Source organism: Pseudoduganella rivuli (genome assembly GCF_009674485.1).
In the GTDB taxonomy this organism is placed as follows: domain Bacteria; phylum Pseudomonadota; class Gammaproteobacteria; order Burkholderiales; family Burkholderiaceae_D; genus Rugamonas; species Rugamonas rivuli_B.
Genome location: NZ_WKJJ01000019.1, coordinates 37405 through 61899, shown reverse-complemented (window position 1 = coordinate 61899; position 24495 = coordinate 37405). Strand labels below are relative to the sequence as shown.

The window sequence follows — 24495 nt, the reverse complement described above, 5'->3', positions numbered from 1 at the left end:
TTCAGGATCGTCCTTGTTCCGGTGAGGCCAACAGCGAGTCGGCCGAGACATACGGGTAGCCCAGGTCGCGGGCCACCGCTTCATACGTGACATTGCCCTGGCAAACGTTCAGCCCCGCTTTCAAATGGGGATTGCTCATGGCGGCTTTCCAGCCACGGTCGGCCAGCGCCACCGCGTGGCCGATGGTGGCGTTATTCAATGCAAAGGTGGACGTGCGCGCCACGGCGCCCGGCATGTTGGCCACGCAGTAATGCACGACGCCATCGACCACGTAGGTGGGCTTTTCATGCGTGGTCGCATGCGAGGTTTCAAAGCAACCGCCCTGGTCGATCGCCACGTCGACCACCACGGCGCCCTGCTTCATCTTCGAAATCATGTCCCTGGTGACCAGCTTGGGCGCCGCCGCGCCGGGCACCAGCACGCCGCCGATCACCAGGTCCGCATCCAGCACGGTTTCCTCGATGCTGGCGGCATTCGAATACAGTGTCGTCACGCGGTTGCCATAGACCAGGTCCAGCTGGCGCAGCCGGTCCACGTTCTTGTCGATGATGGTGACGCGCGCGCCGATGCCGACCGCCATTTGCAGCGCATTGGTGCCGACCACGCCGGCGCCGATGATGGCGATGTGGCCCGGCGCCACGCCCGGCACGCCGCCCAGCAGCAAGCCCATGCCGCCCTTGGATTTCTCCAGGTGCGCGGCGCCCGCCTGGATCGACATGCGGCCCGCCACTTCACTCATGGGCGCCAGCAGCGGCAAGCCGCCGTTCGGGCCCGTGATGGTTTCGTAGGCGATGCAGACCGCGCCGGATTTCACCAGCGCCGCCGTCTGTTCCGGGTCCGGCGCCAGGTGCAGGTACGTGTACAGGATCTGGTTTTCCCGCAGCATCGCGCATTCCTGCGGCTGCGGTTCCTTGACCTTGACGATCATGTCCGCGGTCGCGAAGATTTCCTCCGCCGTGTCGACGATGGCGGCGCCGGCCGCCATATACATCGCGTCGGTCAGGCCGATGGCCGCACCCGCGTTTTTCTGCACCATGACCTTGTGGCCGCGCAGCGTCAGTTCCTTGACGCTGGCCGGGGTCATGCCGACGCGCGATTCCTGGTTTTTGATCTCTTTCGGTACGCCTACTAACATGGTGGGTCTCCTTGTTATGTGGTGCAGGTTAGCCTTGTGGGCTGCTCCGGCGTGGCGGCTTTGTAAAAGCTGCCCTACTCCAATGTCTTCAATACCGTCGTCAATTTCCCGAACAATTCATCGATGTGCTTCTTCTCGAACGTCAGCGGCGGCGACAGCGCGATGATGTCGCCCGTCACGCGGATCAACACGCCGTCCGCGAACATTTTTTTGAACGCGGCGTAGGCGCGCGCACCGGGCTTGCCGGCAATGGGCGCCAGTTCGATCCCCGCCACCAGGCCGATGGTGCGGATATCGATCACGTGGGGCAATCCCTTCAGCGCATGCACCGCGTCTTCCCAGTACGGCTGGATGGCTTTCGCGTTGTCGAGGATGTTCTGCTCCCTGAACACTTCCAGCGTGGCCAGCGACGCCGCGCACGCCACCGGGTGGCCGGAATACGTGTAGCCGTGGAACAGTTCGATGCCGGGCGGCGCCTCCATGAACGCATCGTGGATGAACTTCTTGCTGAACACGGCGCCCATCGGGATCACGCCGTTGGTCAGGCCCTTGGCCGTGGTCATCATGTCCGGTTCCACGTCGAAGTAATCGGACGCGAATGGCGTCGTCAAACGGCCGAAGCCGGTGATGACTTCATCGAAGATCAGCAGGATGCCGTGCTTGGTGCACAGTTCGCGCAAGCGCTTCAAATAGCCCTTGGGCGGCACCAGCACGCCGGTGGAGCCGGCCACCGGTTCGACGATGACGGCGGCAATGGTGGAAGCGTCGTGCAGGGCGACGATGCGTTCCAGTTCGTCGGCCAGGTTCATGCCATGTTCCGGCTCGCCCCTGGTGAAGGCGTTCTTTTCCGGATTGTGCGTGTGCGGCAGGTGGTCGACGCCTGGCAGCATCACGCCGTACGGCTTGCGGTTGCCTGCGATGCCGCCAACGGAAATGCCGCCAAAGCCCACGCCGTGGTAAGCGCGCTCGCGGCCGATCAGGCGCGTGCGGCTCGCCTCTCCCCGCGCCTTGTGGTACGCCAGCGCGATTTTGAGCGCCGTGTCCACGGCTTCCGAGCCCGAGTTCGTATAGAACACGTGGCCGAAGCGGTGGTTGCTGTACTCCATCAGCTTTTCAGCGAGGTCGAAGGCGGCCGGATGGCCCATCTGGAAGGTCGGCGCGAAATCGAGCTGGCCGATCATTTCGCGCACGGCGGCGACGATCTTCGGCTGCGCGTGGCCGCAGGGGACGCACCACAGCCCGGCGGTACCGTCGAGGATGGGATTGCCATCCACGTCCTTGTAGTACACGCCCTCCGCGGACACCAGCAGCCGTGGGTTGGCCTTGAAGTCGCGGTTATTCGTAAACGGCATCCAGAAGGAATTCATGGATGCTGGCCTGGACTCGTTCATGCAACTCTCCTTTTTTTACAACCCGTAAAAATCTTTACCAGTTGGCAAAATGATGATGCAATAATAGACAGCGGTTCCACTATGGCACAGATACACAAATAGCAAAACTCACCAACCGTACAGGTAACAAAAACGATACAGTTGGCTGGCTGGCTTTTCAGAGGATTCAGGGGTATGCAACAGGCAGCGGCAATTGTCGAACAGGAATGTGGCCAGGGTGGCTGGCCCATGCTGGCCATCGAGCGGACGGCGGGCAAAATCCGCCTGGTCGACCAGATCGTGGCCGCCATTACGGGCCTAGTGGCGCGCCGTGAGTTGCGTGTCGGCACAAAAATGCCTTCCGTGCGCCAGTTCGCCAAGTGTAATGGCGTGTCCACCTTTACAGTTGTGGAAGCCTACGACCGCCTTGTCACGCTGGGCTTGCTGTCCTCGCGGCGCGGTTCCGGCTATTTTGTCGCGCGCCAGGAAGTGCCGGCGACGTTGTTGCCGCCCCACACCCACACCGCCGCGCCTGCCGCCATCGATGCGCTGACGCCGGACTTGTATTCCGGCGTGTCCGAAGCGCTGCCCGTGGGCGCCGGCTGGCTGCCGCCCGAATGGTATGGCGAAGACACGATCCTCGATGCGGTGCGGCAGGCGATGCGCATCCCCGCCAACCGCTTGCGCGGCTATGGCCATCCGATGGGTTTCCCCACGCTGCGCCAGCACATGGCCGCCCTGCTGACGGGCGACCTGTACCCGGTGGAGCCGGACCAGATCGTATTGACGCATGGCGCCACGCACGCTTTCGACCTGGTGCTGCGCACCCTCACCAAACCGGGCGACGCGGTGTTGGTGGAAGACCCGGGCTACAGTAATTTGCTGTCGCTGATCCGCCACCATGGCTGCATCCCGGTCGGCATCCCCCGTGGCGAAAACGGACTGGATATGGAGGTGCTGGCGGAGCGGGCCAAGGCCATGCAGCCCAAGCTCATGTTCGTCAACACGGTGCTGCAAAACCCGCTGGGCACGTCGCTGACGCACGCGCAGGCGCACCGCTTGCTGGCATTGGCGGAGCAATATGATTTCTGGCTGGTGGAAGACGACATCTACCGCGAACTGGCGCCGCACGGGGCCAGCTTCCCGTCGCTGGCCGCCATGGATGGCTTGCGGCGCGTGATCCGCGTCGGCAGTTTTTCCAAGACCCTGTCGCCGGTGCTGCGCGTGGGATCGATTTCCGCGTCGAATTCCCTGTTGCCGGAACTGTTGCGCGTCAAGATGCTGGCGGGACTGACCACGTCGGAAATCAATGAACGGGCCGTGTTCCATGCGATTACCGCGCGGCCCTATAAACGCATGGTGGAACGGCTGGCGTCGCAGCTGGAAGCGGGCCGCGCCCGTACCATGGAAAACCTGGCGCTGGCGGGATTAAAACCGCTGGCCACGCCCCGGGGCGGCATGTTCGTGTCAGCCGGGTGGGATGCGGCGCCGACGGCGGAATTCAATGGCAAGGCGATTGCCGATCAGGCGCTGAAGGCGGGCATCCTGCTGTCGCCGAACGAATTCTTCATGCTGCGCCCCAGCGACACCGTCTGGTTCCGCTTCAATTGCGCATACAGCGACAGCCCGCAGTTGCGCACTTTCCTGCAATCCGTACGACCTCGCTGAAGGAGCTAAAGATGCCTCCCAAGATCGGACTGGCCGCCGCCCCCACGCGCATCAAGCGGCGCGTCATCAACCGCGACCGGCTGGAAGCGGACATCGCGGAAGTGGCCGTACGCATCTTCGCCGAATGCGGCTATGAAGGCACGTCGATCGCCGCGATTGCCGAAGCGGCCGGCCTGTCCAAGCAAAACCTCATGTATTACTACCCCACCAAGCAGGCGCTGTATGAGCGCGTGCTGGACGACGTGCTGGACGACTGGCTGGCCCGCATGGACAGCCTGGCCCATGAAGAGCAAGACCCGCACAACGTGCTGCGCGCTTATATCCAGGCCAAGGTGCGCTTTTCGCGCGAACACCCGTGGGCGTCGCGCGTGTATGCGATGGAAGTCATCGGCGGCGCCAAGCTGTATGGGGAACAGATCCACGACCGCGTGGTGCCGCTGCTGCGCAAGGATATCGACGTGTTTGAAAAGTGGATCGCGGCCGGCCGCATCGCGCCCGTCAACGCCACGCATCTGATCTTCATGATCTGGGCCATGACGCAATCGTATGCGGATTTTTCCGCGCAAATGGCGCTGGTGCTGGGGCGCAAGCAACTGACGCGCAAGGATTACGACGACGGCGAGGAAACCATCGTGCGCATGGTGATGGCGGCCATCAGCCTGCAGGCCTGGCCGCATCATCATGCGCAAACGGAATAGGGTCATACCAAAGCCGCATAAACGCCCGGCAACGCGCGCCTAGACTCCGGAGAGTTCCCAAACTCTCAAGGAGACACAATGCGCAACATCAAACTCACCACCTGGATCATGGCCGGCATGGTCCTGGGGGTCGCAGTCGGCGCGCTATGCCATGCGCAAGCGCCCGATCCCGCCGCTGCCAAGGAAATCGCCGCTTACTTTTCACTGCTGACCGATATCTTCCTGCGGCTGATCAAAATGATCATCGCACCACTGGTGTTTGCGACGCTGGTGTCGGGCATCGCCAGCATGAATGACGGCGCCACGTTGGGACGCGTCGGCGTCAAGGCATTCGGCTGGTTCGTCACCGCGTCGTTCATTTCGCTGTTCCTCGGACTGCTGTTTTCCAACCTGTTCCAGCCCGGCCAGATGCTGGGACTGGCGTTGCCTGACAGCGGCGCCGCCACCAAGCTCGCCACCGGCAGTTTCAGCCTGAAGGATTTCATCACGCACCTGGTCCCCAGGAGCTTCGCCGAAGCCATGGCCAACAATGAAATCCTGCAAATCCTCGTGTTTTCCCTGTTTTTCGGCGTGGCGGCAGCCGCCGCGCGACGCGGCGGTGCGCTCAACGTCGTCAACCTGTGCGATGAACTGGTCCACATCATGCTGACCGTCACCGGCTACGTGATGCGCTTCGCCCCGGTCGGCGTATTCGCCGCGCTGGCCGCCGCCATCACCGTGCAAGGCTTCGGCGTGCTGACCACCTATGGCAAGCTGCTGGGCAGCTTTGTGCTGGCGCTGGCGACGCTGTGGGCCGTGCTGATTGGCGCCGGCGCCCTGTTCCTCGGGCCGCGCGTATTCACGCTGCTGAAGTTGCTGCGCGAACCCATCATGCTGGGATTTTCCACCGCCAGCAGCGAATCCGCGTATCCGAAACTGCTGACGCAGTTGGAGAAATTTGGCGTCAATAACAAGATCGCCGGCTTCGTGCTGCCGCTGGGCTATTCGTTCAACCTCGATGGTTCGATGCTGTACCAGGCGTTCGCCGCGCTGTTCATTGCGCAGGCTTACCACATCGACATGTCGTTGACCCAGCAATTGACCATGCTGCTGGTACTGATGGTCAGCAGCAAAGGCATGGCTGGCGTGCCGCGCGGTTCGCTGGTGGTAGTGGCCGCCGTCTTGCCGATGTTTGGGCTGCCGGAAGCGGGCCTGTTGCTGATCATGGGCGTCGACCAGTTGTTCGATATGGCGCGCACCGGCACCAATGTGCTGGGCAACGGCATCGCCACCGCGGTGGTGGCGAAATGGGAGGGCGCCGGCGCCAGCCATGCCACCCCGCTGCACGGCGAACGCGCCGCCGCCTGACGTCACCGGTTTTCCCGCTTGCCCTCTCCCCTTGATGCGCCGGTCCTGTACCGGCGCTTTTTTTTAACCGATGGAGTTCATCATGATCACCAAAACCACCCTGGCAACCTTGCTGTGCACCCTGCTCCCTTTGTCCTGCCACGCGCAGGCGCACGACGACACGCTGCAAAAAATCAAGGCCGGCACGCCCATCAAGGTGGGCTACCGCGCCGCCTCCGTGCCATTCTCCATGCGTGAAGGCAGCGCGCCGCCCACCGGCTATACCCTGGACCTGTGCGCCCGCATCATCGACAGCGTGCGCAAGGAACTGGCCATGCCGGACCTCGCCGTCGCCTACGTGGAAGTGAAATCCAGCGACCGGATTCAAAAGCTGACGGATGGCGAAATCGATATCGAATGCGGCTCCACCACCAACACGCGCGAACGCGCGGCGCAGGTGACGTTTTCCAACACGATTTTCGTCACCTCCAGCCGCATCCTGGCGCGCGTGGATTCGCCCGTGCGCGATATCGCCACGCTGAAGGGGCAAAGAGTCGCCATCGCACAGGGCGCCAGCGTGGCGCCGCTGCTGAGCGGCATCGACCGTGAGCGCGCACTCGGCATCCAGTACGTGCGCGTCAAGGATTTCAAAGAGGGATTTGACGCGCTGGAAAGCGGACGCGCGGCGGCATTCGTCAGCGACGATATCCAGTTTGCGGAATTTCTCGCCAGGTCCAGCCACCCGCAAGACTATGCGGTGGTGGGCGAAGCGCTGTCGGTCGATCCGCTCGGCATCATGATGCGCAAGCAGGATGTCCGCCTGCACGCGATTGCCAACCGCACGCTGGCCAGCCTGGCGGCCAGCGGCGAATTCGACAAGGTGTATGCCAGGTGGTTCCTGTCCTCCAAAATGAAATTCCCGATGGGGGACGCCATGAAGAAATTGCTGAAGGCGCCGAACAACACGCCAAATTATTGATACAGCAAGGGGCGCCGCGGCGCCCCTTGTACCGCGTAATATCAGAACACGTGGCGCAAGCCCAGGTTGATGGCGGTCGGTCCGCTGCCGGCATCGGTGCCATTGCCGGCCTTGAACGCGGCGCCATTGTCATTGATGATGTGGCCATATGCCGCATACAGGTCGGAGCGCTTCGACAGCGTGTACGAATACCCGGCGGCCCATTGCAGCGCGTGGCGTGCGGCGCTGCTTTCATCCCGGTGGGAAATCACCGATGCCAGCAACTTGCCGGTTCCCAGCGGCGCCGTCATGCCCAGCAACGTGTCGTGGCTGTCGGCGCCGGCCAGGCCGCGATTGCGCGCATGCGCCAGGCTGGCGCACAGCACGCCAAAATCATATTTCACCACCGCCATCCCATAGGCAGCGTGATCGGTTGCGGCGGCATTGTCGCGCCGGTGAAAAACCAGGACGGCTTGCAGCGCGCCATGCTGGTACGACAGCCCCGCGCCCAGGCTGCGGTTGCGCGCCGCGCCGCCCGCGGTTTCACCCGCGCCATAGGCCACGTCGGCCGACCAGCCGGCGTAACGCACGCTCTGGAATTCCACCATGTTGTCGACCCGCGTATTACCGACCATGACATTGATGGCATTGCCCGCCATGCCGATGCCGAACGGATCGGCCACGTCGCGGATCGCCTTGTACCACGGCGAATACTGGCGGCCCAGCGTCACTGTGCCTGCGGCGCCCGCCAGTCCGGCATAGGCCTGGCGGCCAAACAGCAAACCGCCCTGCCCGGCCGCGCCGGTGTCGATGCCATAACCGTTTTCCAGGTTGAAGATGGCGGCCAGCCCGCCCCCGAGGTCTTCGCGGCCCTTGAAGCCGAGGCGGTTGCCGGAAGCGACGCCGCTGCTGACGGCGGTCACGTTGCCGGCGGCGCCGCCCCGCTCCAGCACGAGGCCGGCGTCGGCGACGCCGTAGATGGTGACCGACGATTGGGCACAGGCGAACGACGAACTGCCGGCCAACAGTGCGGCCATGAGTATCCTGTGTTTCGGAAGCAGGCTGGCGCGGCGGCTTGAGGGAACGCCATTGACGGGGAAGTTTTCCGGGAGCAGCGTGCGCTCGCCGGGCATGGAGGTTGGCATGGTAGGTCCTTGTAGAATGTATGGGTGTCAGAAACGACCGATTCATTCTAGAAACAGGGCTACCGCAAACTATTCCGATCACACATAGATTGATGCGATCGGTGCAAGAGCCTCACTGCAGCGCATTCCACAACATGTCGACCATCGGCTTGTCGTTGCCCCTGGCGCGGAACAGGCGGATTTCCAGCTTCATCGTCCATTGCTCGCTGCCGGCGCGCACCAGTTTTCCTTCCGCCAGTTCGCGTGCAATCGAACTTTCCGGCAGCCAGGCCAGGCCCTGGCCTGCCAGCGCCATGGTCTTCAACAATTCCGCCATATCGCTTTCATAGCAATTCTGGAAACAACCGGCCTGGCCGATGCGCGACACGATACGCTGTACCACCCGGCCGAAATACGACGTGGCGGTATAGGCCAGGCATGGCAATGGCTGCGCCTTGCTGCCGGGCAGGCTGTAGGCGGGCGAACCGGCCCGGTTGGGGGTACATACCGGCATCACCACTTCATCCCCCAGGTGCACATATTCGAAGCGGGAGGCGTCCAGTTCGATCGGCAAGTCGGCATGGTGGTAACACAGCAGTAAATCGCAATTACCTTCAATCAGCGACAGCACGGAATCGTGCACGTTGGCTGGCAGGATGCGCGCCCTCAGCATGGCCTGGGGGCCGATGCGCGCCTGCACTCCCGCCAGCCAGCCGGGGAAAAAATTCAGCGACAGCGCGTGGCCGGCCGACACCCGCAATACCTGGTCGCTGGTTTCCTGTACCCGCAGCATGGCGCGCGCATCGTTCAGCAAGCGCATGGCTTCGCTGGCCGCGACGCTGAACATCTTGCCGGCCGGCGTCAACACCAGCGGATACGTGCTGCGGTCCACCAGGTCGGCGCCCACCCAGGCTTCCAGTGACTGGATGCGGCGGCTCAACGCCGATTGCGTCACGCTGCGGTCTTCCGCCGACCGGGAAAAATTGCGGGTCTGCGCCAGGCTCAGGAAATCATCCAGCCATTTGATGTCCATTTTTCCCCCAAGTATCGTGTGTTACTTCATTCTAAGTAGTTCAGCCATCCGCGCCTATACCGGAAACGCATGGTTCCAGTGCAAATCCGCATAACGGCGCCGCAGCGCCGCCTTATCGTAACGCCATCGATACGCGTCCACGGAGAATTCACGCCATGCCATCCACCATTGCACCGCAGCGGCCCGTCCGGCACCTCGCCATCATCGGCGGCCTGGGGACACTGGCCAGCCAGGACTTGTACAGCAAGCTGGCCGGTGCAATCGAAGCGCGCGGAGAAACCACGGACGGCCTGGGCCGCTATCGCCTGAGCCTGGACCGTCAGCCGTGCGGCACCCGCGCCGGCGGCGACGCGCTGCTGCCGCGCAAGCTGTACCTGTATGACCGTATCCACCGCTTCGAGGCAACGCGCGCCGACGGCGTCCTGCTGCCTTGCTTTATCAGCCACACGTTCCTCGATCAATTGCAGGCGGAGCTGGGCGTACGGGTATTTGACATGATGGCGGCACTGGCGGCCCATGTGGGCGATGCGCCGCTGCGCATCGGCGTGCTGTGCTCCACTTACGTGCGCGAACAGCGCCTGTTCGAACGCTACTTCCCCCATGCGGAACTGGTTTATCCGCAGCCGGCCATCCAGCGCGACTGCGTCATGCGCGCACTGTATGGCGCCGACGGCAACGTGCTGGCGCAGGCGGACCACCAGGTGTGCGCCCACTTGCGCCAGGCATGCGCGGACCTGGAGCGGCAAGGCGCCCAACTGATCATCCCCGGCGCCAGTGAATTTGCCGCGCTGGCCAGGCCGCTGCAAGTTGCCGGCCATGCCGTGGTCGACAGCCACCACATCTATGCCATGCATGTGCTGGCGCAGGACGCCGCGCTGCACCAGGCGCCCTTCAAGCTGGGCATCGTGGGCGGCATCGGGCCGGCCGCCACGGTCGACTTCATGCACAAGATCGTCCGCAATACGGATGCGGCGCGCGACCAGGAACACGTGCGCCTGATTGTCGAGCACAATCCGCAAATTCCAGACCGTACCGCCAACCTGGTCGGCAATGGCGACGATCCGACACTGGCGCTGTATTCCGCCTGCAAGCGGCTGGAAGAAAATGGCGCGGCGCTGATCGCGATGCCATGCAACACCGCCCACGCCTATATTGCGCGGATACAGGACAACCTGGCGGTGCCGATCGTGAACATGCTGGAAGAGACCATCCGCCATATCGGCCGCCACCATGCGGGTCACGCTACCGTCGGCTTGCTGGCCACCACCGGCACCGTCAGCAGCGGCGTCTACCATGCGGCAGCCCAGGGCAGCGGTTTCAGCCTGATCGTGCCGGACGCGCGCCACCAGCAAGACGTGATGGAAGCGATTTATGGCGAACATGGCGTGAAGGCCGGCCATACCGAAGGACCGGGTAAAGCGGCCCTGCTGCGCGCCGCCGCCCACCTGGCTGAACGGGGCGCCACGGTCATCATCCTGGGCTGCACGGAATTGCCGCTGCTATTGCCGCAGCATCGCGCCTTCGCCATTGCCGGCAAAAGCGTCGCGCTGCTCGATCCGACCGATATCCTGGCGCGGCGCTGCGTGGCCCTGGCGCAGGCAAACAGACAGAAAGTGGGATAGTATTGTTCAAATGAACACCTTTACACCTGTTACCTTGAAAACCGGCAGGCTGGTCCTGCGCTTCGTGCAGCCGGATGACGCCGGCGCGATTTACCGCCTGTTTACCGACCCGGAAGCATTGCGCTACTGGAGTTTTGCGCCCTGGACCGACGTGGCCCAGGCCGAAGAAAACGTGCGCGAGACGCTGGCGGCCTACGCCGACGGCAGCGTGCTGACCTTCGCCATCACGCTGGCCGGCAGCGGCGAGATGATCGGCAAATGCCGCCTGTCGAAATTCAGCGCACAAAACCGCCGCTGTGAAATCGGCTATATCCTGGACCGTGCCCACTGGGGCAAAGGCTATGCCCGGGAAGCGCTGGCGGCGCTGATCGGCCACGCCTTCGGCGCCCTCGACATGCTGCGCATCGAGGCCGATGTCGACCCGCGCAACAGCGCCTCCACCCAGTTGCTGGAACGCTTGCATTTTGTGCATGAAGGCCACCTGCGGCAGCGCTGGATCGTGGCGGGCGAAGTGTGCGACACGGATTTCTTTGGCTTGCTGCGCGCCGACTGGGAAGCCGGACAGCAAAAAGTTGCTTAAGAAAAAACATTGTGGTGCATCATGCACAATCGGCGCATACCATTGACGCCGCTCAAATGCAGCTTGCCCCCGATAAACGGCAATTCGTCGGATAGCACTCCCCTGCCGGGAAAGCGCTTGGTACATTAGCGCCATCCACACTCTCGGAGGCATCAATGAAAACCGTCAATCACAGCATCGGCGACGTATTCCGCGAAGTCGGCGCCGCCGCCAGCCATATCGGCCGCTACTTCATGCGCACGCTGTCGCGCATGTCGTGGCCTGCGCTGCTGGCCAGCTGCATCATGCTGGCGATCCTGCTGACCATCCTGCCGCTGGCGCTGACGTTGTTTGCCGTATTCCTGCTGGCCAAGATCGCCATTGCGCTGGTGGCCGGCTACCAGTACAAGAAGCGCCGCGGCGACTACACCCCGCACAAGGACGTTTGACATGGCTTTTGCCCGCACCAAGCAGGGGACCCGCAGCGCCCTGGCCTTCGTCCGCGAAATCGGGGAAACCGCCCGCACCTTGTGGTGGGAATTCTTCGACTGGCTGGCCATGGTCGAATGGCGCAAGCTGGTGGTCATCGATATCCTGGTGCTGATCGTGCTGGGCATGTTCCGGGCCGGCCAGGTGGGCGGGTGGTTTGTCTTCCTGTCGTTCTGCCTGAAAATCCTCGCCGGCGGCAAGCGGCGCGCGGAAGTCGAAGCCAAGGAAGCCACCGCGCACGCGGGCACGGAAAGCCTGGAACGCCGCTTGGCCGAAGCGCAACTGGCGGCGCTGCAGGCGCAGGTCGAACCGCATTTCCTGTTCAACACGCTGGCCCTGATCGGGCAACTGATCGAGACGGACCAGCAGCAGGCCGCCAAGGTCCATGCGCACTTGATCGATTACCTGCGCGCCACCATGCCGCAAATGCGTTCGCGCAGCAATAACACGCTGGGCCGCCAGGTGGAAATGTCGCGCGCCTACTTGGCCATCATGCAAGCCCGCATGAAAGAACGGCTGGCCGTCTACATCGACGTGGCGCCGGAACTGCTGAGCGCGTCGTTCCCGCCCATGATGCTGCAAACCCTGATTGAAAACGCCATCAAGCACGGGCTGGAACCGAAGATCGAGGGCGGCCGCATCGATATCCGCGCCACCACGTCGACCGGCCCCGGCGGCAACATGCTCGACGTGGAAGTGCACGATGACGGCATCGGTTTCGATGTCCATGCGGGCGAAGGCGTGGGACTGGCCAATATCCGCGAACGCCTGCGCCTACTGCACGGCAACCGCGCGCAACTGATCATCGAAACACCCCATGATGGGGGCGCCCGGGTCATCATCCGCCTGCCCTTCACACCGGATATTTTCGCAGGGAGCAAACTGTGAGCACTGAAACCCCTGCGGCCGGTCCCACCGCGCTGATCGCGGACGATGAAGAACCGATGCGCCAGTTGCTGCGGGCACGCTTGCAGGAAGTGTGGCCGCAATTGCGGATCGTGGCGGAAGCGGCCAACGGCATCGAAGCCATCGCGCTGACGGGCCTGCACCAGCCGGACATCGTGTTCCTCGATATCCGCATGCCGGGCCTGTCCGGCATCGAGGCGGCGCGCATGCTGTTCAACCGCTGCCATATCGTGTTCGTCACGGCTTACGACCAATATGCGATTGAAGCGTTCGAACAGGGGGCGCTGGATTATTTGCTGAAACCGGCGGGCGGCGAGCGCCTGAAGACCACGTGTGCGCGCCTGCAGGAACGGTTGGGCAAATCGCCCGCCAACATCGAACGCCAGCTGGCGCAATTGCTGCAAGGCGTCGGCGGCGCCAACCGTGGTTCGCCGGCCGCCAGGCCTCAGGAATACCTGCGCTGGATCCAGGCCATGGTGGGCAACAGCCTGCGCATGATTTCAACGAAAGAAGTACTGTTCTTCCGCGCCGATGAAAAATACACGCGCGTGCAAACCCTGCAAGGCGAAGTATTGATCCGCAAGACCTTGAAGGAACTGGAAGACGAACTGGATCCCGATGAATTCTGGCGCATCCACCGCTCCACCCTGGTGCGGGTCGATGCGATTGCCGAAGTGCGGCGCGATTTGCGGGGACGGCAAATGGTACGCGTGCGCAACTTCGACGAAGAGCTGGAAGTCAGCCGGGGCAACACCCACCTGTTCCAGCAGATGTAGCTCAGCTTGCCCCTGCCGGTGTGCTGAACTATATTGTCGGGATGACATCGACAGGAGGGGCAGATGACGAGCATACCGAAGGATACCCGCGCCACCATCATTCCCTGCCTGCGCTACCGAGACGCGCCGGCCGCCATTGCATGGCTGTGCGATACGCTGGGCTTTTCCGAAATACTGGTGGTGCCGAACGACGACGGCACCATCGCCCACGCCCAGCTCGGCTACGGTAACGGCATGATCATGCTCAGTTCCATTTTTGATACGGAATTCGGGCGCCTGATGGCGCATCCGTCGGAAACCGGCATGCGTGTGACACAGTGCAGCTACCTGGTCGTCAACGATGCCGATGCAGTCCATGCGCGCGCGGTCGAGGCCGGCGCTGTGATAGAAATGCCATTGCAAGATGAAGACTACGGCGGGCGCGGCTTCACGTGCCGCGACCCGGAAGGCAATCTCTGGAGTATAGGAACGTACGATCCATGGTGAACACGAACGATGAACAGGCGATCCGCGGCGTGATCGCGCGCTGGCTGGAGGCGACGCGCCAGGGCGATGTCGCGGCCATCCTGCCGCTGATGACGGAAGACGTGGTATTCCTGTTACCGGGACAAGCGCCCATGACGGGGCGCGACAGCTTTGCCGAAGGCATGCGCCGCATGGCGCACACGCACCGCGTCATGCCGGACAGCGTGGTGGAGGAAGTCGTCGTTTCCGGCGACCTCGCCTATAGCCGAACGCGGCTGGAAATCCGCGTGGAGCCGCTGGGTGGCGGCGTGGCGGTGCGGCGCGCGGGCCACACCTTGTCCGTGTTCCGCCGCAATGGCGCAGGCCAGTGGCAACTGGCGCGCGACGCCAATCTGCTGGCGCCCGTCACCGACGCGATGAGCGACGGTTAAGGAGCCGTGAAAAAATTTGAGCGGCTCCTATGCCTGCGCCGCCAGCGCCGCGATCAATTCCTCGTCATCGACCTGCGTGGGACCGATGCGGATCGTGTGGCGGTATAGCGGCGGCATGGCCGCGCACATTGCCTCCAGTTCGTTCTGCGGCTGCGACGGCAGCACGTACTGGAACTGGCGCGGATTCGATGCCGGCAACGGCCCTTCCATGGTCGACCCGTACGCGCCCAGTTCCATGAAGCTCAGCGCACCGCTGGCCGGTCCCCGGGCAAAGACAAACGTGCCATCTTTCGGATGTCCCAGGTATTGGCGGATTTCGTCACGCGGTTGCGGCGTGGCGCCTTCCATCAGCTTGTAGCGCAATTGCGCATAGGCCCGCGTGCACTCCATGAAGGCGGTACGGATGCCGGATTTGTTGCGCCGTCCCGGCATGCACAGCAACAGGTTGCCGAACGCATCCAGCAAGGCCACGGCATCGCCGTCGCCCCCCATCACCTTGTCGCGCGCGATCGCCTGCAACAGCGCGGGCGCCAGGCTGGCGTCGGGACGTTGCGGATCGCAGCGCGCCGTCAGCGCTTCGGGAAACGCCTTGCGCAAGGCGACGGCAATCGCATGGCGCGACGACAGCGTCGCCGGGTCTTTCAACTGGTCGCGGGGCGGGTCCGCATCGAATAGCGCCATCGCGCCTTTCGACGTCGCTTCGAACACCAGCGAACACAATGCTTCCGTCGGTTCGGCAATGTTTTTACCGATGAAGAACGGTTTGACCGGCGCGCCCCTGGCTTCCCGCGCATAAGCCGACTGGCCCAGCACGGCCGGATAGGAAAACGTGGAACGGGCCTGTTCCCGCAAGCCTGCCGGCAACGCATCGAAGGTGGCGCTGCCATCGTAATTGATGCCGGCGTTGGCGTCCGTGGCGGCAACCACCACATTGAAACCGGACGCCAGGATGGCGCCCGTGCACATGCAGCACGGGTCCAGCGACGTGACGATGGTGATCTCGTGCGGCTCGGGCAATTCGGTACCCTGCGCCCGCTCTTCGAAGTACCAGTCGATCAATTGCCGCTCGCCATGCGCGGTGGGATCGAACACCAGGCCGTCGCGGATCACATTGTTGTGCAGCGCTTTCAGCACGGCGCCGGAGGCGTCCACCATGATGCCGCCGACGCCGAACGTGCCCTGCGCCTTGGCGGAAATGGCTTCACTGGCGGCGACCGCCACCGCCGCCTGCACATCGATGACCTTCTTCACTTCTTTTTTAAGTCCGCGCCGCCGAACGCGTTGGGAAGCTGCTCGGCCGCAGTGGTTTCAAACACGTCGCCCTTCAGGTTGGACAACACCACGGGCAATTCATTGCCGCCCAGTTCTAGCACCACCTGGCGGCATGCGCCGCAGGGTGCGATGGGACCGTCGGTGTCGCCGATGACGGCGAGCCGGTCGAAGTCGCCCGGCTTGTAGCCGTGCGCCACCGCGCTGAAAAACGCCGTGCGTTCAGCGCAATTGCACAAGCCATACGATGCGTTTTCCACGTTACAGCCGTGGAACACGCGGCCATCGTTGCACAACAAGGCCGCGCCGACCTTGAAGTTCGAGTAAGGGGTGTACGCCTTCAGCCGCGCGGCAGCCGCTTCGGCGATCAGTTGTTCATTGTTCATGTTGCTCCCGTTATGGACGGATCGTGCGGTAAATGACCGGGTTGGCAGCCGGCTTGTCTTCCGCGATGGTGTAGGCCGCCTGGATTTCCGCGATCGCCTGCGCGGCGGCCGCCTCCGTGCGTGCGTGCACCATGGCCAGCGGCTGGCCCGCTTCGATGCGGTCGCCCAGTCCGGCCAGGTCCGTCAGGCCCACGGCGAAATCGATGGCATCGGTCGGACGGCGGCGGCCGCCGCCCAGGCTCACGACCGACAGGCCGATACCGCGGCAATTGGTGGCCGCCGCATAGCCGGATTTCAGCGCGGGCGCCGGCACCAGAATCGGCGCTTTCGCCAGGTACTGGTCCGGATTCTCGACCAGGTTGGCCGGGCCGCCCAGCGCCACCACCATGCGCGCAAAGCGTTCGGTGGCCGCGCCCGTGTCCAGCGCCGCCTGCAGCTTCTGGCGCGCTTCCACTTCGTCGGCCGCCAGCTTGCCCAGCACCAGCATTTCCGCGCACAGCGCCATCGTCACTTCGTGCAGGCGCGCGGGACGGGATTTGCCCGTCAGGTAATCGATCGCGCCCCGCACTTCCACGGCGTTGCCGGCATACGGCGCCAGCGATTCATTCATGTCCGTCAGGATGGCGGACGTCATCATGCCCGCGCCATTGCCCACCTTGACGATGGATTCCGCCAGTTCCACGGATTTGTCGTAGGTCGGCATGAAGGCGCCGGTGCCGGCTTTCACATCCATCACCAGCGCCTGCAAGCCCGCCGACAGTTTCTTCGACAGGATGGAACCGGTGATCATGGCCACCGATTCCACCGTCGCCGTCACGTCGCGGATGCTGTAGAAGCGCTTGTCCGACGGCGCCAGGTTCGACGTCTGGCCGATGATGGCCACGCCCACTTCCTTCACCACTTTACGGAACAAGTCATTGTCCGGCACCGTGTTGTAGCCGGGGATGGAATCGAACTTGTCCAGCGTGCCGCCCGTGTGGCCCAGGCCACGGCCGGAAATCATCGGCACATAGCCGCCGCAGGCCGCCACCATGGGGCCCAGCAGCAGCGACACCACATCGCCCACGCCGCCCGTGGAATGCTTGTCGACCACCGGACCAGGCAGGTTCAGGCCCGACCAGTCCAGCACCGCGCCGGAATCGCGCATGGCCAGCGTGAATGCAACGCGCTCGTCCATGTTCATGTCGTTGAAATACACGGCCATGGCCAGCGCGGCAATCTGCCCTTCGCTGACGCTGCCGTCCGTGATGCCGCGCACGAAGAACTGGATTTCTTCCGGCGTCAGCGCCCCCTTGTCGCGTTTTTTGCGGATGATTTCTTGGGTCAGGAACATTGTCGGTCTCTTGGAGTGTTGTCTTGTAAGGTATTCGGGCCGCATGTCCGATACGGACATGCGGCCCCTGCTATTGCAATTCCCGTATGGCGTTATTTATACGCCGTATGGAATCCAGATGTTTTTCACTTGCGAGGCATGCGCCAGCACCGTGCGGCCGCCCGCTTGCGCGGTGCTGAACCAGTCGCGGCCTTTTGCGCCGCCGGTCCACGTGCGCTTCAGCGAACCTGCCGACAGGCGTTCCACTTCGGCGCAGCCGGCGGCGGAACCGTCGTGGCGCCAGATGGCGTCGACGTCCGAGTGCGTTGCCAGCGTGCGCGCCAGTTCGTCCGCCGAGCCGGTCACGATGTTCACGACGCCGCCCGGCAGGTCGGACGTGTCGAACACCTGGTACAGGTCGGTCGCCGTCAGCGGATGCGCTTCCGACGGCACCACGACCACGCGGTTGCCCACGGCAATGGCCGGCGCCACCAGCGAAATGAAGCCCAGCAGCGGGTTTTCATTCGGCGCCACGATGCCGATCACGCCAATCGCTTCGTTCAGCGCCACGGTGATGCCGTGCATCGGCGGCTGGTGCGCCAAGCCGTCGTATTTGTCGGCCCACGCGGCCCAGTAGAACAGGCGCTCGACGGCGGCCTGCACTTCTTTTTCAGCATTCTTCGCGCCGGTCTGCGCCGCAATACGCTCGGCGAATTCCGCGCCGCGCGCCGCCAGGTTTTCAGCGATGTAGAACAGCACCTGTGCGCGGTTGTGCGCCGTGGCCTTGGTCCAGCCGGTGGCCTTGTGCGCAGCTTCTACCGCGTTACGGATATCCTTGCGGTTGCCCTCGCCGACTTCGCCGAGGAACTTGCCATCAAAGCCAGTGATCGCGCGGCTGTAGGCGCCGTCAGGGCGGGCCTGCTTGCCGCCGATGTACAGCTTGGCGGTACGGTCGATGGCGAACGGATCGGCCGACGGCGCGGCGGCTTTCGCCTTGCCCTTGTCTGCCGCGATCGGCGCGGCCGGACGCTGGTCTTCCGACAGCGGTACCAGGTATTCATACATGCCTTCGCGGCCGCCTTCACGGCCATAGCCGGATTCGCGGTAACCGCCGAAGCCGCAAGCGGCGTCGAACTGGTTGGCGGTGTTGATCCACACCACACCGGCCTTGATGGCGGGCGCGACGTCCAGCGCCAGCGAAATGTTTTCAGTCCACACGCACGATGCCAGGCCATACACGGTGTTGTTGGCCAGTTGCACGGCTTCGGCCGGGGTACGGAAGCTCATCGCCACCAGCACGGGGCCAAAGATTTCAGCCTGCGCCACGGCGGCGGACGTCGACGCGCCCGTGATCAGCGTCGGCGGGAACCACGAACCATCGGTCGGGATCACGCAGCCGGCCGGCTGGTACACGTCGCAACCTTCGCAGCGGGCCGCTTCCACCAGGCCGGCGATGCGCTGGCGCTGGATCGGGTCGACCAGCGCACCGATATCCATCGACTTGTCCAGCGGCGAACCGAGGCGCAGGTTATCCATGCGGGCGCGCAGCTTCGCCAGGAAGCGTTCCTCGACCGATTCCTGCACCAGCAGGCGCGAACCGGCGCAGCAGACCTGCCCCTGGTTGAACCAGATCGAATCGACCAGGCCTTCGACCGCCGCGTCCAGGTCCGCATCTTCGAACACGATGAACGGCGACTTGCCGCCCAGTTCCAGCGACAGCTTCTTGCCCGAACCGGCGGTGGCTTCGCGGATGATGCGGCCCACTTCGGTCGAGCCGGTGAATGCCAGCTTGTCGATGCCTTCATGCTTGACGATGGCTTCGCCCACGCGGCCGTCGCCGGTCACGATATTGACGACACCGGCCGGCACGCCGGCCTGCACGCAAATGTGCGCAAACAGCATCGCGGTCAGCGACGTGAATTCCGCCGGCTTGAACACGATGGTGTTGCCGGCAGCCAGTGCCGGCGCGACTTTCCATGCCAGCATCAGCAGCGGGAAGTTCCATGGCACGATCTGGCCCACCACGCCGACCGGGCGGTGGCCTGCGAATTCCTCGTCCTGCAGCTGGGCCCAGCCCGCGTGGTAGTAAAAGTGGCGCGCCACCAGCGGCAAGTCGGCATCGCGGGTTTCGCGGATGGTCTTGCCATTGTCCAGCGTTTCCAGCACGGCGAACAGGCGCGCATGCTTTTGCATCAGGCGCGCAATCGCGTACAGGATTTTTGCGCGGCCGTGGCCGCCCAGGCCTTGCCATGCCGGTTGCGCGCGGCGCGCGGCGTCGACGGCGCGGTTCACGTCGTCCGTCGTGGCCTGCGTCAGTTCCGCCAGTTGCTTGCCGTCGGCGGGATTGTTCGAAGCAAACAGTTCACCCGGCTCGCTCCACGCGTTGTCGATGAACAGGCCGAATTTGCGGCCTTGCTGGTCCAGCCATGCTTGCGCTTCTTTCTGGCTTTCTGGTGCGGGGCCGTATTCCATGGTCTTCAGGATGTCGTTGATAGTTGGCATGAATGGATCCTTAGGGTTGCGCGTGACGGTGGGCGGCCGAGTAATTGCCGGTGACATAATGTTCGAGCTGGCGCTCGATGTCAGTCAGCAGGCTCGATGCGCCGATACGGAACAGATGCGGTTCCAGCCATTCATTGCCCAGTTCTTCTTTCATCACGGTCATGTATTGCAGCGCGGCCTTGGCCGTGCCGACGCCGCCGGCCGGCTTGTAGCCGATCTGGAAACCCGTGCGTTCATGGTATTCGCGGATCGCGCGCACCATCACCAGCGACACGGGGATGGTGGCGTTGACACCCTCTTTACCGGTCGAGGTCTTGATGAAATCGGCGCCGGCCATCATGCAGACCCACGATGCCTTCGCCACGTTTTCCAGCGTCACCAGGTCGCCGGTGGCCAGGATGGCTTTCACGTGCGCTTCGCCGCACGCCTTGCGGTAAGCCAGCATTTCATCGTACAGCGCTTGCCAGTTGCCCGTCAGGACGTGCTGGCGCGTGATGACGATATCGATTTCCTTCGCGCCGGCCGCCACCGACAATTCGATTTCGCGCACCTTGGTTTCCATGCTGGTCAAACCGGCGGGGAAGCCGGTCGACACGGCGGCGATCGGCAAACGGCCTTTCAGCACTTTATCGGCGTGCTGGATCATTTCGTGGTACACGCACACGGCGCCCGTCATCAGGTTGCGGTCCTGCAGGCCCAACGCCTCCACCAGGTCGCTGCGCAGCGGACGCATGGCCTTCATGCACAGGCGCTCGACGCGGCCCGGCGTATCGTCGCCGGCCAGCGTGGTCAGGTCGATCAGTTCGATCGCCTTGACCAGCCACGCGGCCTGGTATTCCTTCTTGACGGTACGGCGGTTGGCCAGCGATTGAGCCCGGCGGTCGGCCGCGGCTTTGTTCACGTGGATATGGTTCAGCCAGCCCAGGTCGAGCGGCATCGCCTCATTGCGCTTGAAATGATCGATGGTCATAAGAGATTATTTCCGTTGGAAAGGGGTTGCACGCCGAGGTGGTGGGCAATGGTCTGGCCGATATCCGAGAACGTGTCGGAGATGCCGAGGGCGCGGCCCTGGACACCCGGGCCGAAGAAGATCACGGGGATATGTTCGCGCGTATGGTCGGAGCCTGGCGACGTCGGATCGCAGCCGTGATCGGCCGTGATGACGCACAGGTCGCCGTCCTTCATCTTCGCGAAGAATTCCGGCAGGCGCGCATCCATTTCATGCAGCGCGTTCGAGTAGCCGGCCACGTCGCGGCGATGGCCGAACGCCTGGTCGAAGTCGACGAAGTTCACGAACGTCAGCGACTTGTCGCCCGCTTCGTCCTGTACTTTCAGCAGCGCGTCGAACAGCGCCATATTGTCCGGGCCCTTGACGACGCGGGACACGCCCTGCCCCGCATAGATATCGCTGATCTTGCCCAGCGCGATCACTTCGCCGCCTTCGTTTTTCACGTGGTCCAGCAGGGTCGGCGCATGCGGCGGCACCGCGTAATCGTGGCGGTTCGACGTGCGCTTGTAGTTACCGTTTTCACCGACGAACGGACGGGCGATGATGCGGCCGATGTTGTACGGTTTGACGAGTTCATAGGCCTTTTCGCACATGTCGTACAAACGCTCCAGCCCGAAGTGCTGTTCGTGGCACGCGATCTGCAAGACCGAGTCGGCCGACGTGTACAGGATCGGCTTGCCGGTCGCCACGTGCTCGTCGCCCAGCTCATTGATGATGGTGGTGCCGGAAGCGTGGCAATTGCCGAGGAAGCCCGGCACGCCGGTCAGCGCCTGCAATTTGTCCGTCAACTCTTGCGGGAACGACGGCACGGTTTTCGGGAAGTAGCCCCAGTCGAACAGCACCGGCACGCCGGCGATTTCCCAGTGGCCCGATTGCGTATCCTTGCCCGTCGATTGCTCGCGTGCGGCGCCATAGGCAGCGGTAAACCCATCGCGCCGGCTGAAACCCGCGGCCCATTCGCCGCAAGCGGTATGGGCGGCGGCGGCCAGACCCAGTTTTTCCAGGTTCGGCAAGTCCATCGGCTTGCCTTCTTTTGCCGCCCAGGCGGCAATATGGCCAAAGGTGTTGGTGGCGGCGTCGCCATACTTGTCGGCGTCCGGCGTGGCGCCGAGGCCGAAGGAATCCAGCAGGAGAATGAAGGCGCGTGACATGATGGTGCTCGTCGGTTAAGTTAAGAGAATTCAGTGTAGGCCATGCAATGCAAAAGAGCGGTCGAGCCGCTCTTTTTCTGCTTGCTGCCGCGTTATGCGCGCGGCGTTTTCGCCACGTTGGCCAGGAAGGCCAGGATCAGTTTCACCAGGCTTTCCGCGCCGATGGCCGCGTATTTCAGCGTTTGCTCGTGCGACAGCTGGAATGGCGACATGCCTTCGGCCAGGTTGGTCACCACGGAGACGCCCATGACTTTCAGGCCACAGTGGCGGGCCGGAATGACTTCCGGTACCACGGACATGCCAACCACGTCGGCGCCCAGTACTTTAAAGGCGCGGATTTCCGCAGCGGTTTCAAAGTTCGGGCCGGAGTACGCGATGTACACGCCGTCGTGCAGCGTGATGCCGGTTTCCGCCGCCGTGGCTTTCAGCTGGTTGCGCAGGTCGGCGTCGTAGCAATTCGACATCGAGAAGAAGCGCGGGCCGAAACGCTCGTCGTTCGGGCCGATCATCGGCGTGCCCGGCAACAGGTTGATATGGTCGGTCAGCGCCACCAGCGAACCCGCATCCACTTCCGGACGCAGCGAACCGGCGGCATTGGTCACAAACAGGAAGTCCACACCCAGCAGTTTCAGGGTCCGCACGGCGGACGTCATCACGCCCAGGCCATAGCCTTCGTAGAAGTGGCCGCGGCCCTTCAGGCACACGACTTGTACACCGGACAGGGTGCCCAGCACCATCGCGCCGGCGTGGCCGTGCACGGTGCTGATCGGGAAACCTGGCAATTCATCGAACGGAATCGTCACCGCATCCTGCATCTGCTCGGCCAGCACGCCAAGGCCGGAGCCCAGCACCAGTGCGAGACGTGGCTGGAAGTTCGCCGGCATGCGGGAACGGACAAGGGCGGCGGCCTGGAATGGAGCGTTGTTAGACATGGGTTCCTCGTTATGGATGTTGGTATATACGTGCTGTTGCGCGCAACGGCTTGCGCCAGCATGGATTTCGAGTGAAGCGTTACTATGCAGTATTGGCTATATGTATGGCAAATACCATTTTTCTTCATCATTTATACGAACGAAGTATAAATAGGTGGTACCGTATTAGTGGAAATACTCAATTAGACACCGATTGACACGCGGCGGACATTTGTCCACAATGATCGACAAATGTTTACCCAACATGAAGACTGCCGTGAACGACCTATCCAAAAAGGAACAGTTATACGAGCTGATACGGGCCAACCCCTTTGTATCGCAGCAAGACCTGGCGGTCGAACTGCGCCTGTCACGGTCCGCCGTGGCAGGCCACATTGCCAGCCTTATCCGTGAACGCCGCCTGCTTGGCCGTGCCTACGTATTGCCGGACAAACGTCCGGTCATGTGCATCGGCGCCGCCTGCCTGGACCGCAAACTCCGCTCGATTGCCCCCCTGCAAATGGGGACTTCCAACCCTGCCACCGCTGAAGAAGTATTTGGCGGCGTGGCGCGCAATATCGCAGAAAATCTAGCCCGCCTGGGCTTGCCCTCTTCCCTGTTGACGGCCATTGGCGACGATGGCGCCGGACTGTCTCTGTTACAACATGGTGAAGATGCGGGTATCGATACGCGCGGCACGCTGAAACTCGCCAATACGTACAGCGGCACCTATACCGCCGTGCTCGACGAACGTGGAGAACTGCTGCTCGGCCTGGCCGATATGGCGCTGTTCGACCAGTTGACGCCCGGCTTCATTGCCAGCCGCGCACCGCAGCGCACCGCCGCCGCCATGGTGGTCGCCGACCTGAACCTGCCGGTCGACAGTGTCGCCACCTTGCTGGAAGACGCCCGTGTCGGCGCCGCGCCGCTGGTCATCGTCGCCGTTTCGCAGCCGAAAATGGCGCGCCTGCCGCAGGATTTGCACGGCTGCCGCCTGCTGATCCTGAACCGCGCGGAACTGGAAACCCGCGTGGGGCGCAAGCTGGCCGATGAAAACGACGTCGGCCAGGCGTGCCGCGACGTGCAGGCGCAAGGCGCGCAGGACGTGATCGTCACGTGCGGCGGCGAAGGCGTGTACTACACTCACAAAGATGGCGTGGCCTGGCTGCCTGCGCCGCAAGTGGACGTCATCGATGTCACCGGCGCCGGTGATGCGTTTTCCGCCGGCGTATGCTGGTCGCTGTACCAGGGCAACGGCGATTTGTCGCTGGCTTGCCGCCGTGGCCTGAAAGTCGCCGCGATGACCCTGGAAAGCCCGGATACCGTGTCGCCGTTGCTGGCCGCCGACATCCTCGACGAAATCAACGAATTCACACCCCTGCTCCAGGATTAACG

At 63.3% G+C, this 24495-nt stretch carries 23 protein-coding genes; 12 read left to right on the top strand and 11 right to left on the bottom strand.

Annotated elements, in window-relative coordinates; genetic code table 11:
• Window position 1: 1 nt before the first annotated feature.
• Both ald and aptA read right to left on the bottom strand, forming a co-directional pair.
• Window positions 2-1135 (bottom strand): alanine dehydrogenase, encoded by a 1134-nt coding sequence (gene ald, locus GJ700_RS26470; RefSeq protein WP_154379645.1) that lies wholly within the window; start codon window positions 1133-1135, stop codon window positions 2-4.
• Window positions 1136-1209: 74 nt separating this feature from the next.
• Window positions 1210-2526, bottom strand: coding sequence for an omega-aminotransferase AptA (aptA, locus tag GJ700_RS26465; RefSeq protein ID WP_154379643.1), 1317 nt, complete (start codon window positions 2524-2526; stop codon window positions 1210-1212).
• A 174-nt stretch (window positions 2527-2700) separates the two neighbouring features.
• On the opposite strand from aptA, the gene GJ700_RS26460 reads away from it, so the two are divergent.
• The 4 genes from GJ700_RS26460 to GJ700_RS26445 all read left to right on the top strand — a co-directional run bounded on the left by GJ700_RS26460 (window position 2701) and on the right by GJ700_RS26445 (window position 7176).
• Window positions 2701-4173: an aminotransferase-like domain-containing protein gene (locus tag GJ700_RS26460; RefSeq protein WP_154379641.1), complete on the top strand. Its 1473-nt coding sequence runs from the start codon at window positions 2701-2703 to the stop codon at window positions 4171-4173.
• 11 nt (window positions 4174-4184) lie between these two features.
• Window positions 4185-4871: a TetR/AcrR family transcriptional regulator gene (locus GJ700_RS26455; protein ID WP_154379639.1), complete on the top strand. Its 687-nt coding sequence runs from the start codon at window positions 4185-4187 to the stop codon at window positions 4869-4871.
• Window positions 4872-4949: 78 nt separating this feature from the next.
• Window positions 4950-6218, top strand: coding sequence for a dicarboxylate/amino acid:cation symporter (locus GJ700_RS26450; protein ID WP_154379637.1), 1269 nt, complete (start codon window positions 4950-4952; stop codon window positions 6216-6218).
• An 82-nt stretch (window positions 6219-6300) separates the two neighbouring features.
• Window positions 6301-7176: an amino acid ABC transporter substrate-binding protein gene (locus tag GJ700_RS26445; protein ID WP_195764022.1), complete on the top strand. Its 876-nt coding sequence runs from the start codon at window positions 6301-6303 to the stop codon at window positions 7174-7176.
• 41 nt (window positions 7177-7217) lie between these two features.
• Here GJ700_RS26445 and GJ700_RS26440 read toward each other — a convergent pair whose 3' ends face one another.
• Both GJ700_RS26440 and GJ700_RS26435 read right to left on the bottom strand, forming a co-directional pair.
• Complete coding sequence (locus tag GJ700_RS26440; RefSeq protein WP_154379792.1) at window positions 7218-8192, bottom strand: porin; 975 nt, start codon at window positions 8190-8192, stop codon at window positions 7218-7220.
• A 220-nt stretch (window positions 8193-8412) separates the two neighbouring features.
• Entirely contained in the window at window positions 8413-9312 is a 900-nt protein-coding gene (locus GJ700_RS26435) for a LysR substrate-binding domain-containing protein (RefSeq protein WP_154379634.1), read from the bottom strand.
• 155 nt (window positions 9313-9467) lie between these two features.
• Here GJ700_RS26435 and cuyB point away from each other — a divergent pair, with 155 nt between their 5' ends.
• The 7 genes from cuyB to GJ700_RS26400 all read left to right on the top strand — a co-directional run bounded on the left by cuyB (window position 9468) and on the right by GJ700_RS26400 (window position 14560).
• Window positions 9468-10934: a cysteate racemase gene (cuyB, locus tag GJ700_RS26430; protein ID WP_154379632.1), complete on the top strand. Its 1467-nt coding sequence runs from the start codon at window positions 9468-9470 to the stop codon at window positions 10932-10934.
• Between the two features lie 10 nt (window positions 10935-10944).
• Window positions 10945-11514, top strand: coding sequence for a GNAT family N-acetyltransferase (locus GJ700_RS26425; protein ID WP_154379630.1), 570 nt, complete (start codon window positions 10945-10947; stop codon window positions 11512-11514).
• A gap of 155 nt (window positions 11515-11669) precedes the next feature.
• On the top strand, window positions 11670-11942 hold the full coding sequence (locus GJ700_RS26420; RefSeq protein WP_154379628.1) for a hypothetical protein: 273 nt from the start codon (window positions 11670-11672) through the stop codon (window positions 11940-11942).
• 1 nt (window position 11943) lies between these two features.
• Window positions 11944-12870 (top strand): sensor histidine kinase, encoded by a 927-nt coding sequence (locus GJ700_RS26415; RefSeq protein WP_154379626.1) that lies wholly within the window; start codon window positions 11944-11946, stop codon window positions 12868-12870.
• Complete coding sequence (locus GJ700_RS26410; RefSeq protein ID WP_371868139.1) at window positions 12867-13664, top strand: LytR/AlgR family response regulator transcription factor; 798 nt, start codon at window positions 12867-12869, stop codon at window positions 13662-13664. Before GJ700_RS26415 ends, GJ700_RS26410 begins: the two co-directional genes overlap by 4 nt.
• 63 nt (window positions 13665-13727) lie before the next feature.
• Window positions 13728-14150: a VOC family protein gene (locus GJ700_RS26405; RefSeq protein ID WP_154379624.1), complete on the top strand. Its 423-nt coding sequence runs from the start codon at window positions 13728-13730 to the stop codon at window positions 14148-14150.
• Complete coding sequence (locus tag GJ700_RS26400) at window positions 14144-14560, top strand: YybH family protein (RefSeq protein WP_154379622.1); 417 nt, start codon at window positions 14144-14146, stop codon at window positions 14558-14560. Before GJ700_RS26405 ends, GJ700_RS26400 begins: the two co-directional genes overlap by 7 nt.
• A gap of 27 nt (window positions 14561-14587) precedes the next feature.
• On the opposite strand, the gene GJ700_RS26395 is transcribed toward GJ700_RS26400, so the two are convergent.
• The 7 genes from GJ700_RS26395 to xapA form a co-directional block, all read right to left on the bottom strand.
• Complete coding sequence (locus GJ700_RS26395; RefSeq protein ID WP_371868137.1) at window positions 14588-15811, bottom strand: nucleoside deaminase; 1224 nt, start codon at window positions 15809-15811, stop codon at window positions 14588-14590.
• Entirely contained in the window at window positions 15808-16215 is a 408-nt protein-coding gene (locus tag GJ700_RS26390; RefSeq protein WP_154379620.1) for a cytidine deaminase, read from the bottom strand. The genes GJ700_RS26395 and GJ700_RS26390 overlap by 4 nt, the downstream gene beginning before the upstream one ends.
• Window positions 16216-16225: 10 nt before the next feature.
• Window positions 16226-17548: a thymidine phosphorylase gene (deoA, locus tag GJ700_RS26385; protein ID WP_154379618.1), complete on the bottom strand. Its 1323-nt coding sequence runs from the start codon at window positions 17546-17548 to the stop codon at window positions 16226-16228.
• A gap of 96 nt (window positions 17549-17644) precedes the next feature.
• Window positions 17645-20029 (bottom strand): aldehyde dehydrogenase family protein, encoded by a 2385-nt coding sequence (locus GJ700_RS26380; protein WP_371868136.1) that lies wholly within the window; start codon window positions 20027-20029, stop codon window positions 17645-17647.
• Between the two features lie 10 nt (window positions 20030-20039).
• Window positions 20040-20999 (bottom strand): deoxyribose-phosphate aldolase, encoded by a 960-nt coding sequence (gene deoC, locus GJ700_RS26375; RefSeq protein WP_154379616.1) that lies wholly within the window; start codon window positions 20997-20999, stop codon window positions 20040-20042.
• Entirely contained in the window at window positions 20996-22189 is a 1194-nt protein-coding gene (locus GJ700_RS26370) for a phosphopentomutase (protein WP_154379614.1), read from the bottom strand. Before GJ700_RS26370 ends, deoC begins: the two co-directional genes overlap by 4 nt.
• Window positions 22190-22281: 92 nt before the next feature.
• A complete protein-coding gene (gene xapA, locus GJ700_RS26365; RefSeq protein ID WP_154379612.1) occupies window positions 22282-23121 on the bottom strand; it encodes a xanthosine phosphorylase in 840 nt (279 codons plus the stop codon).
• 256 nt (window positions 23122-23377) lie between these two features.
• Between xapA and GJ700_RS26360 the strand changes: the two genes are divergently transcribed.
• Window positions 23378-24493 carry a carbohydrate kinase gene (locus tag GJ700_RS26360; protein ID WP_371868135.1) on the top strand — a complete coding sequence of 372 codons (1116 nt, stop codon included), beginning with the start codon at window positions 23378-23380 and terminating at the stop codon, window positions 24491-24493.
• Window positions 24494-24495 lie beyond the last annotated feature (2 nt).

Coding starts and splice junctions, on each gene's coding strand:
- ald (WP_154379645.1), bottom strand. CDS start 1,135: ATGTTAGTAGGCGTACCGAAAGAGATCAAAAACCAGGAATCGCGCGTC.
- aptA (WP_154379643.1), bottom strand. CDS start 2,526: ATGAACGAGTCCAGGCCAGCATCCATGAATTCCTTCTGGATGCCGTTT.
- GJ700_RS26460 (WP_154379641.1), top strand. CDS start 2,701: ATGCAACAGGCAGCGGCAATTGTCGAACAGGAATGTGGCCAGGGTGGC.
- GJ700_RS26455 (WP_154379639.1), top strand. CDS start 4,185: ATGCCTCCCAAGATCGGACTGGCCGCCGCCCCCACGCGCATCAAGCGG.
- GJ700_RS26450 (WP_154379637.1), top strand. CDS start 4,950: ATGCGCAACATCAAACTCACCACCTGGATCATGGCCGGCATGGTCCTG.
- GJ700_RS26445 (WP_195764022.1), top strand. CDS start 6,301: ATGATCACCAAAACCACCCTGGCAACCTTGCTGTGCACCCTGCTCCCT.
- GJ700_RS26440 (WP_154379792.1), bottom strand. CDS start 8,192: ATGGCCGCACTGTTGGCCGGCAGTTCGTCGTTCGCCTGTGCCCAATCG.
- GJ700_RS26435 (WP_154379634.1), bottom strand. CDS start 9,312: ATGGACATCAAATGGCTGGATGATTTCCTGAGCCTGGCGCAGACCCGC.
- cuyB (WP_154379632.1), top strand. CDS start 9,468: ATGCCATCCACCATTGCACCGCAGCGGCCCGTCCGGCACCTCGCCATC.
- GJ700_RS26425 (WP_154379630.1), top strand. CDS start 10,945: ATGAACACCTTTACACCTGTTACCTTGAAAACCGGCAGGCTGGTCCTG.
- GJ700_RS26420 (WP_154379628.1), top strand. CDS start 11,670: ATGAAAACCGTCAATCACAGCATCGGCGACGTATTCCGCGAAGTCGGC.
- GJ700_RS26415 (WP_154379626.1), top strand. CDS start 11,944: ATGGCTTTTGCCCGCACCAAGCAGGGGACCCGCAGCGCCCTGGCCTTC.
- GJ700_RS26405 (WP_154379624.1), top strand. CDS start 13,728: ATGACGAGCATACCGAAGGATACCCGCGCCACCATCATTCCCTGCCTG.
- GJ700_RS26400 (WP_154379622.1), top strand. CDS start 14,144: ATGGTGAACACGAACGATGAACAGGCGATCCGCGGCGTGATCGCGCGC.
- GJ700_RS26390 (WP_154379620.1), bottom strand. CDS start 16,215: ATGAACAATGAACAACTGATCGCCGAAGCGGCTGCCGCGCGGCTGAAG.
- deoA (WP_154379618.1), bottom strand. CDS start 17,548: ATGTTCCTGACCCAAGAAATCATCCGCAAAAAACGCGACAAGGGGGCG.
- GJ700_RS26380 (WP_371868136.1), bottom strand. CDS start 20,029: ATGCCAACTATCAACGACATCCTGAAGACCATGGAATACGGCCCCGCA.
- deoC (WP_154379616.1), bottom strand. CDS start 20,999: ATGACCATCGATCATTTCAAGCGCAATGAGGCGATGCCGCTCGACCTG.
- GJ700_RS26370 (WP_154379614.1), bottom strand. CDS start 22,189: ATGTCACGCGCCTTCATTCTCCTGCTGGATTCCTTCGGCCTCGGCGCC.
- xapA (WP_154379612.1), bottom strand. CDS start 23,121: ATGTCTAACAACGCTCCATTCCAGGCCGCCGCCCTTGTCCGTTCCCGC.